The 15,551-nt window shown below is 68.5% G+C and carries 12 protein-coding genes and 1 pseudogene; 8 read left to right on the top strand and 5 right to left on the bottom strand.

Annotation, left to right across the window (positions count from 1 at the left end):
- Positions 1–74: 74 nt before the first annotated feature.
- Together VFP86_13820 and VFP86_13815 are read left to right on the top strand one after the other, a co-directional pair.
- Positions 75–671 carry a phosphoesterase gene (locus VFP86_13820; GenBank protein HET9000715.1) on the top strand — a complete coding sequence of 199 codons (597 nt, stop codon included), beginning with the start codon at positions 75–77 and terminating at the stop codon, positions 669–671.
- 1 nt (position 672) lies between these two features.
- Positions 673–1,623, top strand: coding sequence for a DNA glycosylase (locus VFP86_13815; protein HET9000714.1), 951 nt, complete (start codon positions 673–675; stop codon positions 1,621–1,623).
- Here the strand turns inward: VFP86_13815 and VFP86_13810 are convergent.
- The 5 genes and pseudogenes from VFP86_13810 to selD form a co-directional block, all read right to left on the bottom strand.
- A complete protein-coding gene (locus VFP86_13810; GenBank protein ID HET9000713.1) occupies positions 1,613–2,926 on the bottom strand; it encodes an aminotransferase class III-fold pyridoxal phosphate-dependent enzyme in 1,314 nt (437 codons plus the stop codon). The two genes, VFP86_13815 and VFP86_13810, sit on opposite strands and share 11 nt — an antisense overlap.
- A 73-nt stretch (positions 2,927–2,999) precedes the next feature.
- Positions 3,000–3,146 carry a DUF3096 domain-containing protein gene (locus tag VFP86_13805; protein HET9000712.1) on the bottom strand — a complete coding sequence of 49 codons (147 nt, stop codon included), beginning with the start codon at positions 3,144–3,146 and terminating at the stop codon, positions 3,000–3,002.
- A gap of 180 nt (positions 3,147–3,326) precedes the next feature.
- Positions 3,327–5,984 carry a malto-oligosyltrehalose synthase gene (gene treY, locus VFP86_13800; protein ID HET9000711.1) on the bottom strand — a complete coding sequence of 886 codons (2,658 nt, stop codon included), beginning with the start codon at positions 5,982–5,984 and terminating at the stop codon, positions 3,327–3,329.
- Positions 5,981–7,759, bottom strand: coding sequence for a malto-oligosyltrehalose trehalohydrolase (gene treZ, locus VFP86_13795; GenBank protein HET9000710.1), 1,779 nt, complete (start codon positions 7,757–7,759; stop codon positions 5,981–5,983). Before treZ ends, treY begins: the two co-directional genes overlap by 4 nt.
- 64 nt (positions 7,760–7,823) lie before the next feature.
- Positions 7,824–8,804: pseudogene (gene selD, locus VFP86_13790) on the bottom strand (selenide, water dikinase SelD).
- 163 nt (positions 8,805–8,967) lie between these two features.
- On the opposite strand from selD, the gene VFP86_13785 reads away from it, so the two are divergent.
- From VFP86_13785 to VFP86_13760, 6 genes are all read left to right on the top strand, one after another.
- Complete coding sequence (locus tag VFP86_13785; protein HET9000709.1) at positions 8,968–9,909, top strand: LysR family transcriptional regulator; 942 nt, start codon at positions 8,968–8,970, stop codon at positions 9,907–9,909.
- 262 nt (positions 9,910–10,171) lie between these two features.
- Positions 10,172–11,371, top strand: coding sequence for an alanine--glyoxylate aminotransferase family protein (locus tag VFP86_13780; GenBank protein HET9000708.1), 1,200 nt, complete (start codon positions 10,172–10,174; stop codon positions 11,369–11,371).
- Between the two features lie 7 nt (positions 11,372–11,378).
- Positions 11,379–12,956, top strand: coding sequence for a phosphoglycerate dehydrogenase (gene serA, locus VFP86_13775; protein HET9000707.1), 1,578 nt, complete (start codon positions 11,379–11,381; stop codon positions 12,954–12,956).
- A 12-nt stretch (positions 12,957–12,968) separates the two neighbouring features.
- Positions 12,969–14,258 (top strand): serine--tRNA ligase, encoded by a 1,290-nt coding sequence (gene serS, locus VFP86_13770; protein ID HET9000706.1) that lies wholly within the window; start codon positions 12,969–12,971, stop codon positions 14,256–14,258.
- On the top strand, positions 14,255–15,034 hold the full coding sequence (locus VFP86_13765) for a metallophosphoesterase family protein (GenBank protein HET9000705.1): 780 nt from the start codon (positions 14,255–14,257) through the stop codon (positions 15,032–15,034). The genes serS and VFP86_13765 overlap by 4 nt, the downstream gene beginning before the upstream one ends.
- 67 nt (positions 15,035–15,101) lie before the next feature.
- The coding region (locus VFP86_13760; protein ID HET9000704.1) for an adenylate/guanylate cyclase domain-containing protein at positions 15,102–15,551 on the top strand (450 nt) is incomplete at its 3' end.

Below are 15,551 nucleotides of genomic sequence, written 5' to 3'. Positions count from 1 at the left end.
CGGCCTGGTGTTTGGTGAGGGGGCGGAGCGGGCCGCCAAGACGAGCGCCTGACCCACGCGCCGCGAGGAGATAGATGCCGGAAGAAGTCTTGGTGGTTCGCCGCGCGCAGCTGTTCCCCGCCGGCGCCTTTCACGGCTTCTCGAGCGAAGGCATCGATCGGTATCTCGCGACGATCGCGGCCCACGCCGTCTTCGCCGCACGCGATCGGGTGGAGCACGATCCCAGCCTCAAGCAGATCATTCCGTACGTTGTCCTGCGTCATCAGCAGAGCATCTTCCTGGTCTGGCGCACGCGCGCGGGATCGGAGGCGCGCCTGCGGGAGAAATTCTCGATCGGCATCGGCGGCCACATCAACCCGGAGGATGTCGGGGATGCCATCGATCCGGTTGAGGCCGGCATGCGGCGGGAACTCACGGAGGAGGTTGAGGTTCCGCCGGGGTGGCAGGCCCAGGCCGTGGGCGTGCTCAACGACGACGAGGAGGCGGTGGGAAGCGTCCACTTCGGCCTCGTCTACGTCGTAGACCTTCCCTCGACCGACGTCCGGATCCGCGAGACCGCCAAGCTTCAAGGCGCGTTCGCGACGCCGGAGGAGCTCCGCGAGGTGTATCCGAAGCTCGAAACCTGGTCGCAGTTCGTCGTGGACGCGATCGTCCCTATCCCACAGGTGTGACGTGGCGGTGCGGCTCGCCGGCGCGGATACGCTGCACCTTGCCCGGACGCTGCATTCCGGACAGACTTTCCGGTGGACGTCTCACGCCGCCGAAGGCGGCGCGACGCTGGCGACCGGCGTCGTCGGCCGCACCGTCTTCCGTCTCCGTCAGGATGATCGCGGGCTCTGGCTGCTCGCCCCCAAGGCGGTGGACGCGCGGGCGTACCTGCGTCGCTATCTCGGCCTCGCGGGGGAATCCGGCACGGTGGACCGCATCGAGGCGGCGCTCAGCAGCGACGCCGTCCTGGCGCGGGTGCTCCGGCACACTCGGGGGACCGGCATCCTGGCGCAGGACCCGTGGGAAGTACTGATCTCGTTTATCATCTCCCAGAACAACAACATTCCAAAGATCAGACAATCAATCGAGCGGTTGGCACGGGCCCTTGGGGCGCCGCTCGACGGCGGCGCGTTCGCCTTTCCCAGCCCGGAACGGCTCGCACGGGCTCACTTGCGAACGCTGGCGGCGTGCCTCCTCGGGTATCGGGCGCCCTATGTGCGCGCCGCCGCCCGCCTCGTCGCCGAGAGGCGGATCGATCTCAGCGCGCTCGCCGCGAGCTCGCCGGATCACGCCCGCGACTGCCTGCTCGGGATCCCCGGAGTGGGCGAGAAAGTGGCGGACTGTGTTCTGCTGTTCGGGCTGCGCCACACCACCGCGTTTCCCGTAGATGTCTGGGTCCAGCGGGCGGTCGAGCGCCTCTACTTTCATGGCCGGCCCCGCACGGTGCGGCAGGTCCAGGGGTTTGCCCGCGCCCGGTTCGGGGATCTGGCGGGGTACGCGCAGCAGCATCTCTTCTGCTACGCGCGCGTCCACCTGAGACCCAAACAGCAGGGGCCGCGCCGCATCCGGCCCGGCCCCTCGTTACCCTATCGCGTGGATGGTCCGGTGGGCGCGTCCTCTCCTGCTACGGTTTGATCGCCGCAAACGCCTGGTCGCAGGCGTCGAGCGTACGATCCACATCGGCGTCCGTGTGTGCCAGCGAGAGATAGAACTTCTCGTTCGGGTTCACAAGGATGCCGCGCTTGAGCAGCTCGATCGACCATCGCAGATTCAGCTGGGTGTCCGAGGTCAGCAGGTCCTCCCAGTTGCGCAACGGCTTCCGTGAGGTGAACCGGACGCCGAACACGGCATCCTCCCCCGGCGTCTGCACGGCGACACCGTGGTGCGCACCGAGCGCCTCGATCTCCCGACGCAGCCGGCCGCCGATCTTGTGGAAATGCTCATACGATCCCGGCCGGCCGAGCACGTCCAGCGCCGCCAGCCCGGCGGTCGCGCTGACGGGGTTCCCGTTCAGCGTGCCGCTCGCCCATACGAGCTGCCTGCGCTCGGTCCGGCGCGCGTCGAGGAACTTCATGACATCGCTGCGTCCGGCGATTGCGGCCATCGGGAATCCGCCGGACATCGCCTTGCCGTAAGTGGCGAGGTCGGGGACCACGCCGTACTTCTCCTGAGCGCCGCCCCAGGCGATCCGAAACCCCGTCACGATCTCGTCGAAGATCAGCACGATCCCGTGGCGGGCGGTCGCGTCGCGCACCGCCTCGAGAAACCCCGGGACGGGGAGCAGCACCCGCTGCAGCGGCTCTACGATGACGGCCGCCAGCTCGTTCGCGTGCTGGTCGATGATCTGGACCGCCCGATGGGCGTCGTTGAAAGGCGCTACGAGCACCTGGCCGCGCAGGACCTCGGGAATCCCGATGGAGTCGGGCTCCGCGTTCGGGTAGGGGCTCGGAGACTTCGGGACCGTCCCCCAGAGGGCGTAGTCGTGCATGCCGTGCCAGCCGCCCTCGAACTTCAGCACCTTGGACCGGCCCGTCGCCCCCCTGGCCAGGCGCATCGCGAAGAACGTCGCCTCGGTCCCGGACCCTGTGAAGTGCACCTGATCGGCGCACGGGATCGCCTCCACCATGCGCTCCGCCAGCCGGATGACAGGCTCGTTGAGGAAATAGTAGGTCGACCCCTTCGCGACCTGGCGCTGCACGGCGGCGGCGACCTCGGGGTGTGCGTGCCCGAGCAGCGCCGGCCCGGATCCCAGGTGATAGTCGATGAAGTCGGCGCCATCGACGTTGGTCACATGACTCCCGCGTCCCTCGGCGATGACCAGGTTCACCTCGGGCGGCAGTACAAACAAGCCGAGCCCGCCCCCGGCCAGATACCGTCCGGCCCGCTCGAGCAGTTCGCCCTGGCGGGTCGCCTCGGCGCGCTCAGTCTTGGGTGTCATCGCTCCCACCTCGAGTCGATTCGTCTCTGTGGATCATAGCACAACGGTGAACCGCCCCGCAGGGCGCGCGTTTTCAGCGCCCGAGGATCCCGAGCCCGAGGAGGCCCGCGATGATGAGATAGATCGCGACGATGTAGTTGAGCAGGCGGGGCATTAATAAGATTAAGATCCCGGCGATCAACGCCACCAGCGGCGACAGCGTCGCCACGCCGATGGCCAGCGTCGTGCCTCCGCGTCCCGCCGCGCCCGCCGGCAGCGCCCCCATCGCCACCACCCCGACCAGCACCGCCGCCGCAACGAGCGTCGCCCGCCGGGCCCTCGGATCCGCCCCCCACCCTCCATGTCCCATCGAGTCACCTCCTGACGAGTCGACTGCCTCCCCACGCACCGGAGTCCAGCATTACCGGCTGGGGGAGCTCACCAGCACCCCGAAGCGGAGCGGCAGCGCGCCGATCACGAGGCGGTCGCCCGCCTGCACGCGCTCCCCGGTCATCACATCCGTCCAGCGCCGGTTGGCCAGACGCTCGCCGAGCGGGACGGCCGTCGCCTCCCTCCCCTCGTGCTGCTCGAGTGTGGCCGGGAACCGGGGGACGACGACCACGAGCGCCTCGCCGTCGGCTTCCCGCGCATAGGCGAGGAAATGTGCGGCGTCCGGACCTTCGGATTCCAAGGGCCAGTAGCCGCCCGAGAAGAGCGCCGGATGGGCCTGCCGAAAGCGCAAGAGGCGCACCATGACGAACAGCTTGGCGCGCTCGTCCGCAGCCTCGATCATCTCGCGAATTGCGGCCGGCTCCGGCCGATCCAAGAGGGATTCAATGGCGTTCAGCAGGCGCGTCCGCTTTGTGAAGTCGACGGGCCGGCGGTTGTCCGGATCGACGAGCGAGAGGTCCAGGAGCTCGCATCCCTGGTAGACATCGGGGATCCCCGGCGAGGTCAGTTTCAGGACGAGCTGGCTCAGGCCGTTGGCAAACCCGTAGCGAGCCACCGCTCGCGCGAACGGCTCGACGGTGGCGACCAACCGGGGATCGGCGAACACCCCGCGGACGAAGCGCTCGAGCGTCGCTTCGTACTCCGGATCCGGATCCAACCAGCTGGTGCGCAGCTTCGCCTCCCGAGCGGCTTTGCGCATGTACTGGACCATCCGCTCCGCGAGGGCGTCGCGGTCGCCGGCGTCCCACAGCGCGACCACCATTTGATAGAAGAGGTACTCGTCGGCGCGCGACGGCCCCCCAGCGCTCCGGTAGCGGCGGCCTATGCGGGTGAGCGATCGCAGCGTGCGGTTCCAAGCCTCCGGCACCTCGGCGAGGACGATGAGGCGCATGCGCGCGTCCTCTCCCCGCTTCGTATCGTGGGTGGCGGTCGCGAGCAGGCTCTTCGGGTAGCGTACGGCGCGAAACCGCGATCGGGCGTGAAACGCGTGAGGGGTCGTCCCCCATCGGTCCGGCCCGCCGCCGACCTCGTTGAGCGCCGCCAGGCGGAAATACCGGTAGAACGCGGTATCCTCGATCCCCTTGGCCGTCACCGGGGCCGTATACTGCTGGAATCGCCCCACCCACGGCGCCGCGGTGGCGTTGACGTGTTCGCCCACGTTGCCGATCAGCACTTGTTCAATGAACGCGTACACCGTCAACTCCCGGCCGGGGTTGCGCCGCCGCGCTTCGTGCACGGCCTCGCGGACCACCTGTTGGGCCTCCTCCTCCTGGCACTCGGGGAGATAGGTGCGGTATCGAGGGAACATGGAGATCACCTCCGCCAGCGCGATCCGGAGGGCCTCAAAGGTGAAATCGCGGGTGTGGTAGTCGGCTTCGGAGATCCGATCCAGGCCGTAGGCGAGGCGAAACAATTCGCCGGCCAGCGTCGTCTCCATGACCAATCGCCGGGAGCGGTACATCTCCACCCAGTAGGGGACCACGGCCCCTCTCAGAAATCGCCGGTAAATCCGGTCCATGGGGTGTTCTCCATCGGGCCAGAGCAGCACGCCGAGGACGTCGTTGAGGAATTCATATCCCGTGGTGCCCTCAACGGGCCACTGCGGGGGAAGCGTCTCGCCGCGTGCGAGGACCTTCTCCACCCAGATGTGCCGCGCCCCCAAATCCTTGAGCCGTTGGAGGTAGATGGTAGGGCCGAGGAGGCCATCGATGTGGTCGACCCGCACACCATCCACCGCGCTCTTGGTCACGTACTCCCGCACCAGGTGGTGGACGTCGCGGAAGACCTCGGGGTCCTCCATCCGCAGCGCGACCAGATCGTTGTTGTCGAAGAAGCGCCGGTAGTTGACCTCCTGCGTCGCCGTCTTCCAGTACGAGAGCCTCCAGAACTGCCGGTCTAGGATCGCGTGGAGCGGTTCCCCGCGCACGCGGGCCACCAGGGCCCCGACGCCGAGCCGGCCCGCGAGGGACGCGAGCCGGCCCCGCAATCCCTCGGCGTTTCCCTGGTCGCCGGGGGCGAGCGTCTGATACGCGTCACGCATGGCCTTGAGATCCTCCAAGGAGTCGGGCGTGCTCTCGCCCAACTCGAGGAACCGTTCCAGGACCTGCGCGTACGTCGGAGGCGCTAGGGGGAAGCGGTGGTGATGGTACGCGGCAAAGAAGTACCCGGCCTCATAGACGAGCGTGATCTCCCCGCGGTCCAACACGTCCCCGTACGGGCTGCCCAGGAACGGCAGGAGGATCTTTTGCCGCAGTTCCGGCTTGAGCGGGTCCCAGTCGATGTCGAAGTAGCGCGCATACGGGGAATGGGGCCCAAACATCAGCACGTCTTGCCAGCGCGCGTTTTGCGCCCCCACGCCCTCGTGATTGGGCACGAAGTCCAGGATGAATGCGACGCCCGCCTCCTGGGCCGACTCGAGCAACCGGTCAAACGCCTCGCGGCCGCCGAACTCGGCCCGGACCTGGTTGTGATCGGTCACGTCGTACCCGTGGGCGCTTCCCGCGCGGGCTTCTGTGATCGGCGAGAGATAGAGATGGCTGATGCCGAGCCGCTTGAAATAGGGGAGCAGCCTGCGAAGCGCATCGAATCCAAAATCCGGCCGGAGCTGAATCCGATACGTCGCGTTCATGCGTCGGGGACCGTCACCAACACCGCGGCCGGCCGGCGCATGAATATCGTGCCGGCCAGGATCTGCGGGGGGTGCGGGTCGGACGCGTAGCGCGGGGCCTCAGTGTGCAAGATCGGAACGCCCCCCCGCGGCATGGGCAAGGTGAGATCCGCTCGCAGCGCGACGATCAGCGCGTGGCGTCCCCGGCGGAGAATCAGGCTCCCCTCCGCCGGATGGGTCACGACCAATGCCCCCTTCCACTCTCTCCGCTGCCGGAGGAGGTCCTGGTAGAGCCGGAAGATCCCCGCATGGGGGTCGGACTCGAGTTCGCTCCAGTCCAGGCGGCTGCGGGAAAAGGTGGACGGGTCTTGCGGATCCGGAACCTCCCCCCGAAAGCCGGCGAACCGCTGGAACTCCCTTCTGCGGCCCTCCGACACGCGCCGGCCGAGGTCGGGGTGGTGATCCGTGAAAAAGCAAAACGGGGTCCCCGCGGCCCACTCCTGCCCCATGAAGAGCAGCGGCAGCTGCGGAGCGAACAGCAGGAGCGCGCTCGCCGCCCGGAACGCCTCGAGGGAGATGGTGCCGGTGATCCGTTCCCCTGTAGGTCGGTTCCCGACCTGATCGTGGTTCTGGATGAAGTCGACGAACCGGATGAGCGGGATGCCGCTCGGATCCGTGCCGCGCCGTGCGCCAAAGTAGCGCGCGTGCTGTCCGGTGTACAGCCACCCCCGCTGCACGATCGCCGCGAGGTCCGCGGTCGAGTCGGTGAAATCCAGAAAGTACCCATCGGTGTCGTGCGCGAGGAGGCGCCGAAGCTGATGATGATAGTCGTCGTTCCAGGCAGCGTCAAGACCATACCCCCCGTCCTGTCGCGGAAGGATCACCGTGTTCAGGTTGCGGTGGTCTTCCGCGATGACGTACCGGGGTGGTCCGTCGAGGGCGTGGACCGCATCGGCGAGCTCTTGAAGAAAGTGCACGGGGCTGTCGTCGGCAAGGGAGTGGATCGCGTCCAGGCGCAACCCATCGAAGTGATACTCCGTCAGCCAGTAGAGCGCGTTCTCGATAAAGAACCCCCGGACCGCATCCGCCATCTCCCCGTCAAGATTGATGCCCGGCCCCCACGGCGTGGTGTGCGACTTCGAGAAGAAATACGGGCTCAGCGCGACCGCGTACGCCCCATCGGGACCGAAGTGATTGTAGACCACGTCCAAGAAGACGGCGAGCTCGAGCCGGTGGGCCTCGTCGATGAGCGAGCGCAAGTCGTCCGGGCTCCCGTACGCGCGCGATGGCGCGAAGAGCGCGGCGCCGTCATAGCCCCAGTTCCACCGACCAGGGAACTCCGCCACCGGCATCAATTCGACGGCCGTCACGCCGAGGTCCTTGAGGTACGGCAGCCGCGATCGGACGCCGGCGAATGTCCCCTCCGGCGTGAATGTCCCGACGTGGAGCTCATAGAACACCAAGTCCTCCTGCGCGCGTCCTCGCCAGCCGCCGTCATGCCACACATAGCGTGCCGGGTCGATGACCATCGATGGCCCGTGCACGCCGTCGGGCTGAAACCGCGACGCCGGGTCGGGATAGGACGGCCCGTTGTCGACCCGATAGCGGTAGCGGGCCCCGGGCGCGATCCCCGGCACGACCGCCTCAAAGAACCCCTGGCCGGCGGCGCTCATGGGGTGACCGCCCTCTCCAGACTCCACCACGACGTCAACGTGCCGCGCCACAGGAGCCCACAGACGGAAAGATACCGCACCCTGGTACGGGAGCGCCCCAAGAGACGGGTACCCTCTCTTCACGCGTCTCCCACTTCAATAAAAGAAGCGTGGTTCCCCTGAAACGTCGAGGGAACGCCGACCGTTGCTACGGCGTGACGGTGATCTCCCCGTGCCCGGCCCCGTCGATCACGCCGATGACCGCGGCCGCGGGCACGTGACCGGCCCCGAGCGATCGAAGCAGCCGGTCGAGGCGCGCTTCAGGCACGGCGATCAACAGCCCGCCCGACGTCTGCGCGTCGCAGAGGAGGATCTGAGCCTCTTCATCGATGCCGTCCCAACGCACCACCCCTTCAAGAGCCGCGCGGTTTCGCTGGGTCCCGCCGGGCACCATCCCTCGGCGCGCGAGCTCCCACGCTTCTTCCAGGATCGGCACCTGGCCGAGCCGGATGGTGGCGTGCACCCCGGCGGCGCGCGTCATCTCATGGAGGTGGCCGAGCAGGCCGAACCCCGTGATGTCGGTGGCCGCGGAGACGCCGACCTCGATCATCGCCTGGGCCGCGGCCTGGTTGAGCGTGGCCATCAGCCCGATCGCCTCCTCGATCGTCGCCCGTGAGGTGCGCTCCTGCTTGATCCCGGTCGTGATCACCCCCATGCCGAGGGGCTTCGTGAGGACGAGCCGGTCGCCGTGGCGGGCGGACGCGTTGGTCACGACGCGGTCGGGGTGGACGAACCCGGTCACCGCCAGTCCGAACTTCGGCTCGGGATCGTCGATCGTGTGGCCCCCGATCACCGTCACCCCGGCTTCACTGCACTTGTCCGCGCCGCCCTTGAGAATCTCGCCGAGGATATCGAGGGACAGCTTGGCCCGGGGGAACCCCGCGATGTTGAGCGCCAAACGCGGCGTGGCGCCCATGGCGTAGATGTCGCTCAAGGCGTTGGCGGCGGCGATCGCGCCGAACCAGTACGGGTCATCCACGATCGGCGTGAACAGATCGACCGTCTGGACCAGCGCCAGGTCCGGGGCAAGGCGATACACGCCCGCGTCGTCCGCCGTGCTGGTGGCCACGAGGACGGCAGGGTCGGTGATGGGTGGGAGGTGGCGCAGGACCTGCGCCAGGTCCGCCGGACCTAGTTTTGAGGCTCAGCCGGCGCAGGCGACCATCGAGGTCAGCCTGACCCGGTCCCGGTCGTTCATGGAACGCCTCGTGCGTGACGTGTCGTCCATGATCATTGTAGCATCCTCCCGCTGTCCCGCAGGGGCCCGGTATAGTAAGATGGTGTCACACTCGATGGCGATCAACCTGCACCAGCTCAAGATCTTTCACACCGTCGCCCGGTCCAAGAGCTATTCGCGGGCGGCCGCCGAGCTGCAGATCAGCCAGCCCTCGGTGAGCATCCAGGTGGGGGAACTCGAACGGCAGCTCGGCGCGGACCTCTTCGAGCAGGTCGGCAAATCCGCGCACCTGACCGAGGCCGGCCGGATCCTTGACGAGTACGCTGCGCGCATCCTCGCGCTCATCGACGAGGCTCGGGTGGCGATGGATGAGCTCAAGGGCCTCCAACGCGGGCGGTTGTTGCTGGGAGCCACCTCCACGCCGGGCACGTATTTGCTCCCGGCCCTCCTCGGCCGGTTCAAGGAACAGTACCCGCACATCGAGATTGTGCTGCGCGTCCGAGACACCCGCCGGATCCAAGAGATGCTCCTGCAGCACGAACTGCACCTGGGCGTCATCGGCGGCAAGGTCATCCTCCCCGACCTCGAGTCCACCGCGTGGTTGGCGGACGAGCTGGTGCTGGTCGTCGCCCCGGCGCACCCGTTCGCCGCGCTCCCGTCGGTTGGCGTCGCCGATCTCGCGGGCCAGCCGTTCATCCTGCGCGAGCGGGGGTCGGGGAATCGGGAAGCGGTCGATGAGGCCCTTCATCGGGCAGGCGTCCCTGTCACCCCCGTCTTCGAACTCGAGGGCGCGGAGATGGTCAAGCAGGCCGTTGCCGCGAACCTCGGCATCTCGATCCTGTCGCGGTGCGCCGTCGAGTTTGAGGTGGCCGCCGGCCGGCTCCGCATCGTCCCGGTCGACGGGCTGCGCATCGAGCGTGCGATCTGGCTCCTGCGGCGCCGAGACCACCGGCTCCCCCGGGTGGCGCAGGCCTTTCTCGACACGATCCGGCCCGCGGCGGCCGCGTTGACGGCCGGGGGGCCCAATGCTATCATCAGCGAAGGTCACCGCTCTTGAGGCGATGACGGAGGCCCGTCGGCCTGTGCGGCTTCTCTAGAGAGCCGGGATTGGTGGAACCCGGTGGAGGCGCCCGGCCGGATCCGCTTCTGAGCCGCAGCCCGAGCGCACGTCCGCAAGGCTGCCGGGTTCGCCCGTTAACGCGAACTGAGTGCCGGCTGCGGGGTTCCGCAGGCGGATGAGGAGTGGCACCGCGAGCGCTCTCGCCTCCTTGTGGCGGGAGCGTTGTTGTTTCTCTGAAGGCGCGATAGGGAGGCGATCCATGCGTGAGACCAACCTGCTGATCCCAGGCCCGACGCCGCTTCCGCCGCGGGTGCTCCAGGCGATGGGGCAGCAGATGACCAACCACCGCGGCCCCACGTTCGGCCGCATCATGGCTGAGATGCTCGACGGGTTGAAGGGAATCTTCCAGACCCGCAACGACATCATTCCGCTGGTGTGCTCCGGCACGGGCGGCCTCGAAGCGGCGGCCGTCAACTTCCTCTCCCCGGGCGACCGCATCCTGTCGGTCAACAACGGCCATTTCTGCGAGCGCTTCGCCGAGATCGCCGAGCGATTCGGCATCCGCGTGGACCGCGTGCTCGCGGAGTGGGGACGCCCGGTCCCGCTCGACGCGATCGACGACCGGCTCCGCGCAGACGCCGGCCGCGAGTATCGAGCGGTCCTCGTCACCCAGAGCGAAACGAGCACGGGCGTGCGCAACGACGTCGCGGCGATCCGCTCGATCCTCAACGACCATCCGGCGCTCCTCATGGTGGACGCGGTCAGCAGCCTCGGCGCGATTCCGCTGGCGACGGATGAGTGGGGAACGGATGTCGTCGTGACGGGCTCTCAAAAGGCCCTGATGAGCCCTCCGGGGATGGCGTTTGTCAGCGTGAGCGACCGCGCCTGGGCGGCGGCAGAACGGGCGTCGATCCCGCGGTTCTACCTCGACCTCCGCCGCGGGCGGACGGAAGTCCACCGGGCGCTGCCGAGTACCGCGTTTACGACGGCCATGACCGTCGCGTACGCGGTCCACGAGGCGGTCCGCCTGATCCAAGAGGAAGGGTTGGAGCGCGTCTTCGAGCGCCACCGCCGCATGGCTCGGATGGTGCGGGCGGGCGTTCGCGGGATGGGCCTCCAGACTCTCCCGGAGGACGCCTATGCCGTCGACACGGTGACGCCCATTCGGATGCCCGAGGGTGTCGACGCCGTCCCGGTGGCCGGCCACGCCCGCGAGCAGTATGGAGTCCTGCTCGGCCGGGGCATCGGGCGGCTGGAGCATACCATCATTCGGTTCGGGCATCTCGGCTACACGCAGCCCGGGATGCTGCTCGGGGGGTTGGAGGTCCTCGGGCGGACGCTCAACGATCTCGGCCACCCCGTGCCCACCGATGACGGGCTCGCGGCGGCGCGCGCGACCATGGATGGGCCGCGCGTCGACGATCTTCCCCGCGTGACGCGGCGGCGCGGGGGACGGTGAGACTGCGGTGCGCATCTTGGTGGCGGACGGACTGGCCGAAGAAGGCCTCACCCGCCTCCGCGCGGCGGCGGACGTCGACGTCCGTTCAGGGCTCACCGAAGAAGAACTCGCGGCGCTGCTGCCCGACGTGGATGCGCTGATCGTCCGGAGCGCGACCCAGGTCCCGTCGGGGGCGCTCCAGCACGGGGCGCGGCTCCGCGTGGTCGCCCGCGCGGGGGTCGGGGTGGACAACATCGACGTGGAGGCCGCGACCCGCCGCGGCATCCTTGTGCTCAACACCCCGGAGAGCAGCACGATCGCCGCCGCGGAGCACACGATGGCGATGCTCCTCGCGCTCGTGCGCCGGATCCCGCAGGCGCACGGCGCGCTTGTTTCGGGACGATGGACCCGAGAGTTGTTCGTCGGCACCGAGCTGTCCGGGAAGACGCTGGGCGTTGTCGGGCTCGGCAAGATCGGCAGCGAGGTAGCGCGCCGGGCGCTCGCCTTCGGCATGCGCGTGATCACCTACGATCCCTATGTGACGGAGGAGCGCGCGCGCAGGCTGGGCGTCGAACTGGGAACGTGGGACGAAGTCCTAGGACAGTGTGACGTCCTGACCCTGCATGTCCCGCTTGCCACAGACACGAGGGCGCTAATCGGGAGGAGCGAACTGGCGGCCATGAAGCCGGGCGCGCTCCTCGTCAACTGCGCGCGCGGAGGGTTGATCGACGAAGAGGCGCTCCTCGCCGCGCTGGAGGAAGGTGGGATTGGCGGCGCGGCGCTCGACGTCTTCGCCCAGGAGCCGCCGCCCCCGCAGTACCCGCTCCTGGCCCACCCGCGCGTCGTGGCCACCCCCCACCTCGGCGGGTCCACCGTGGAGGCCCAGCATTCGATCGCCGTCGACATCGCGGACCAGGTCCTCGCCTCCCTCCGTGGGGAACCGGTGCACGGCGCCGTCAACGCCCCCGCGCTCGGGGAGGAGACCTGGCGCCGGCTCGACCCGTTCATGCATCTGACCCGGAGCTTGGGAGCGCTCGCGCGACAGATCGCGGAAGGCCAGCTGAGCGCGATCGCGATGTCCTACGAAGGCGAAGTCGCGCGCGTCGATACGGCGGCGTTGACCGCGTCGTTCCTCGCCGGGCTTCTCCATCGCATCTCCGACCAGACCGTGAATTTGGTCAATGCCGTCGTGATCGCCAAGGAGCGAGGGCTCCGGGTCAGCGAGGCGCACACCGACCTCTGCGAGGACTTTTCCAGCCAGATCATCGCCGAGATCCAGACCTCCCACGGAACCCTCCGGCTCGGGGGGACGCTCTTCGGGCATCGGGAGGCGCGCGTCACCCGCCTCAATCGATGGCGGCTCGATCTCGTGCCCGCCGAGCGCATGTTGTTTGTCTGGAACCAGGATCGGCCGGGGATCATCGGCACGGTGGGCACGATCCTCGGCCGGCACGGGGTCAACATCGCCAACATGCACGTCGGCCGGCGGGAAGCGGGCGGCACCGCGGTCATGGTCCTGACGCTGGATGCACCGGCCCCCGAGGCCGCCGTGCGTGAGATGCAGGGGGCGAGCGGTATCACGCGGGTCACGGCAGTGCGACTCTAGGAGCGTCCGACGATGGTCGACCTCAAACTGATCCGCGAGCAGCCCGACGCGTTCAAGGCCGCGCTGCGCAAGAAGCGCGCCGACCCCGACCTGGTCGACCGCGTCCTCGAGGCGGATCGGCGGCGGCGGGAGCTTGTCCAGCGGGTCGAGACGCTCCGGGCCGCCCAAAATCGGGCGTCCCAGGAGATTCCCCGCCTCACGGGACCGGACCGCGAGGCGCGCATCGCGGAGATGAAGCAGATCGCGGCGCAGGCGAAAGCCGAGGAGCCTGCCCTCCAGGAGGCCGACGCCACGCTGGACGCGCTCCTCCGCCAGATCCCCAACCCGCCCCACCCCTCGGTGCCCGAGGGCGGGGCCGACGACGCCGTGACACTGCGCGTCGTGGGGGCGCCACCGCAGCTCGGCTTCCCTCCTCGCGACCACGTCGACCTCGGCGCGGCCCTCGATCTGCTCGACCTCGAACGGGGGGCCAAGGTCTCGGGATCGCGGTCGTACTTCCTCCGCCGCGACGGCGCGCTACTGCAGCTTGCGCTGATTCGGTACGCGGTCGACTTCCTGGTCGCCGAAGGGTTCATCCCCGTGATCCCGCCGGTCCTGGTGAGGCGCGAGCACATCATCGGGATGATGGGCGGCGTGGCCCTCGACGAGCAGATCGTCTATCGGATCGCGGGCGAGGACCGCGCCCTCGCCGGAACGTCCGAGATGGCCCTCGGGTCCATGCTGGCGGGCGAGGTGCTCGACGAATCGGACCTGCCGATTCGGCTCTGCGGGATCTCGACCTGCTTTCGGCGGGAGGCCGGCGCGCATGGGAAGGACACGCGCGGGATCTTCCGCGTCCACCAGTTCGACAAGGTCGAGATGTTCTCGTACTGTCACCCCGACCGGTCGTGGGAGGAGCACGAATACCTGATGAGCCTCGAGGAACGCCTGTGGCAGGCGCTTGGGCTTCCCTACCGTGTCGTCGACATCGCCGCCGGCGACCTCGGCGACCCCGCGGCGCGCAAGTACGACATCGAGACGTGGATGCCCGGCCGCAACGCCTATGCGGAGACCCAGTCGTGCAGCAACTGCACGGACTTTCAGGCGCGCAACCTCAACGTCCGGTTCCGCCGACCTGGGGGCGGCGGCGTGGAGTTCGTCCACACGCTGAACGGCACCGCGGTCGCCTCCACGCGCGCGATCATCGCCGTGCTCGAAAACTTCCAGCAGGCCGACGGCAGTATCCGCATTCCGGCGCTGCTCGTCCCCGCCATGGGCGGACGCACCGAGCTGCGGCCCCGCTCGTTGACCCCGAGCCGTTGAAAATCGGCATCGTCGCCGATATCCACTGCGGTCCCGATGCGGACACTCAGCTCGGCGGCAACGCCCCGGCCCTGCTCGGGGCCTTTTGCGAAGCGATGGATGGGTTCAAGCCGGACCTGATCGTCGACCTAGGCGACCGCATCAATCCGGTCGACACAGAACAAGATCGGTCGCGCACGGCCTGGGCCAGGCAGCAGCTCCTTGAAGTCGGGGTCCCCGTCTATCACGTCTATGGGAACACCGATGTGGCCAACGTGACGAAGGCGGAGCTGGCCACGGTCCTCGCAAAGGGCGGCCCGTACGAATGCATGACCCAGTGGGATCCGCACGTCGTGCTCCTCGACAGCCAGGACCCGCCGCTCGATCGGGTCGGCGGGGAGATCGGCCTCGACCAGCGGTCCTGGCTGGAGACCGTGCTCGAGGGAAATGCCGGGCCGTCGTTGATCTTCTGCCACCGCCCCCTCGACGAACAGGACCTCCGCGGCCACCGGTACTTCGCATCCCGCCCGGAGAGGGCGCAAGTCCGCAACCGGGCCCGGATCCGCGAGCTCTTTGAGCAGGGAGCGCAGGTGCTGGCGGTCTTCGCCGGACACATGCACTGGACTCGCGCCACGGTCATCAACGGCCTCCCCTATGTGACGCTCGGATCGCTCGTCGACTGCGCGTACACCGGCGGCCGGCCGGCCGGGACATACGCGGCCGTGAGCGTCCGGGGCCGAAGCATCGACATCCGGGTCGCGGGCCTCGAGCCCGCTGAGTTCAAGTTCTCGCGATGAGCCGCGGGCAAGGACAGCCACGTTCTACCGGCGAACGTTGCCGCTAGCACCACCGCGGAGCGTGGTCTTGCCCGAGCTGCCGACCGGAACCGTCACTTTCCTCTTCACCGACATCGAGGGGTCGACACGTCTCTTCCAGCGCCTCAAAGATCGCTACGCGCAGGTCCTCGAAGACCACCGGCGACTCCTGCGGGCCTCGTTTCGGGATCGAGGCGGTCACGAAGTCGAGACCCAGGGAGACGCTTTCTTCGTGGTGTTTCCCCGCGCCACCGACGCGGTTGCGGCCGCGGTCGAGGGGCAACGAGCCATTGCTGCGCATCCCTGGCCCGAGGGCGCGGCGGTCCGCGTGCGCATGGGGCTGCACACGGGCGAGGCCCAAAGGGCTGAGTCGGGGTACGTCGGGTTCGACGTCTATCGCGCCTCCCGTATCTGCGCGGCGGGGCACGGAGGCCAGGTTCTTCTCTCTCAGGCGACCCGGGAACTGGTCGCGAACGATCTCCCGAACGGCGTGAGCTTG

It is taken from the genome of bacterium, assembly GCA_035703895.1.
In the GTDB taxonomy this organism is placed as follows: Bacteria; Sysuimicrobiota; Sysuimicrobiia; order Sysuimicrobiales; family Segetimicrobiaceae; genus Segetimicrobium.
The sequence above is the reverse complement of the archived record's forward strand: the minus strand, read 5'-3'. Positions and strand labels throughout refer to the sequence as shown.